Annotated in this window: 1 protein-coding gene; it reads right to left on the reverse strand. The window is 70.5% G+C overall.

The annotated features are described in order from the left end of the window. Positions 1 to 320 precede the first annotated feature (320 nt). Complete coding sequence (locus ACIQOV_RS41325) at positions 321 to 1061, reverse strand: hypothetical protein (RefSeq protein ID WP_401056280.1); 741 nt, start codon at positions 1059 to 1061, stop codon at positions 321 to 323. Positions 1062 to 1431 lie beyond the last annotated feature (370 nt).

The following is a 1431-nucleotide window of genomic DNA, read 5'->3' on the forward strand; positions in this document are numbered from 1 at the left end:
CAGCCACGTGATCATTCTGGCCGCTCGGTTGCCACCTGGCGGCAACCGAGCGATGCGTCACAACGGGGCGAACGCAGTCTGATGCGGCACTAGCCAGCTGCCTTGCGCACCGTCCTGCTAGTCACACCGGCCAGGCGGCTGGTCTCGACCTCCGACAGCCCGAGTCTGCCCACGAGAAGCAACAGGTCGTCGCGTCCGGCGACAGTGCAGGCGAATTCAGATTGGCCCGACTCGCTCCACCGGCCTTTCAGTCGCGCAGGCCGCCCCGCACGAGCAGCGCAGGGCGGCCTGCTCGCTTACGGACCCTTGCCCTGCCGCCCTCACACCGACGGTTCCGACGGCGCGCCAGTTTCTCTCGCTCCCCGTCGATGGTTGCGGATCCGACCACCGTACGGCCGCCCACGCGACGCCAGCCACATCCTCAGACGCAGCGGAGGATGGGAACTCAGGCTCAGCCCGGCGACCGCCCAGCGCCGCAGCCGCGGAATGCCACGGTCTTCCTCGATCTGCTCGCGCCACATCGCTGCCGCTGCCACCGACCCGCACGAGCGTCGTGCGGCCCGATCGGAGGCAAGCTCGCTCCACCAACCGGCCGCCACCCCCGCCATCAGTAGCGCCCCGCACACCGCCGCAGCTGTTGGTAGGGGCTCGCCCCACGCTGCCGCCACCGCGAGGCCGCTGCCCGCCGCACGCCGGAACAGGCGCCGGAACACGTCCCTACGCCTCAGGTGTGCGAGCTCGTGCTCGAGGATGACGGGAAGATGCCGTGAGTCGCGATTGAGCCACCGGTGCCCGATCGAGATGTGACGGCGGCCCTCGGCCTGCAGCGCGCTTGCCTCGGCGTATCCGTGCGGGGTCGGCGCCGGGATCCCCAGCGACACGTGGACCAGGTTGTGGATCCGGGTGAACTCCTCGACGCGTTGCCGGGAGCGGCGCATGATGGCGTGCCGGTCCCGGGCCGGGACTTCGCCGAGTTCGACCTCGGCGTAGGCGTAGTAGTCCCATCGGGGAACCTCGTGGAACAGGGCGCTGTCCAACGCGATGCGTCCAAGCACGGACATGTGCCACAAGACGGTGACCGTGGTTGCCGCAACCGCCCAGAGCCCGGGTTCCCACCCCCGCCATGGACCGAAGGCGCGAAGCGTCGCGGTGCCGACCGCGGCGGTCAAAGGTACGACCCACCATCGGGCGCCGGACAGGACATCGCGTGCACGGGCCGGCCGGGTCATCGGCAGCTCCCCCTGTGTGACCCCGCGCAGCGGCGGGCCTTTCGCCGACACGTGGACCCTACCGGTGCAGACGACGGCCCCGACGGTGTTACCGCGCCGTTGGTGGCAGCCTGCGGCGGACCTGAGCCTGCCATCGTTTCCTGGCCGCCGGCCGCCCTTCTCCCCTGTTGAGCGAGGGGCGTGGCAACTCGCTACCGGTCAC

It is taken from the genome of Kitasatospora sp. NPDC091257, assembly GCF_044757675.1.
GTDB lineage: Bacteria > Actinomycetota > Actinomycetes > Streptomycetales > Streptomycetaceae > Kitasatospora > Kitasatospora lactacystinica.

Coding starts and splice junctions, on each gene's coding strand:
- ACIQOV_RS41325 (WP_401056280.1), bottom strand. CDS start 1,061: ATGTCCGTGCTTGGACGCATCGCGTTGGACAGCGCCCTGTTCCACGAG.